A 237-nucleotide genomic window follows, 5' to 3' on the forward strand; every position below is an offset into this window, starting at 1 on the left:
TTGCCGGTTTGCATGGCACGAGCGGTACGATCGGACAGGAGACGGTAAACTACAGCTGGAGCGGCAACACGCTGACGGCAACGGGCCCGCGCGGCGTGCTGTTCACGGTGACCGTGACGAACGCGGCCACGGGTGCCTATACGGTCGAGCTCAAGGACAACGTGCTGCATACGGCTGGTCCGAATGGCGAGGACAATGTCTCGGTCGGCCTCGGCTACACGGTCACCGACGCGGACA

1 protein-coding gene is annotated in these 237 nt (G+C 64.1%); it reads left to right on the forward strand.

Translation table 11 applies throughout. The annotated features are described in order from the left end of the window. Window positions 1–237, forward strand: a 237-nt coding sequence (locus IB265_RS36455) for a hypothetical protein (RefSeq protein ID WP_192496245.1), incomplete at both ends; no start/stop codon positions are given.

This window comes from Ensifer sp. ENS10, assembly GCF_014852025.1.
Lineage (GTDB): Bacteria > Pseudomonadota > Alphaproteobacteria > Rhizobiales > Rhizobiaceae > Ensifer.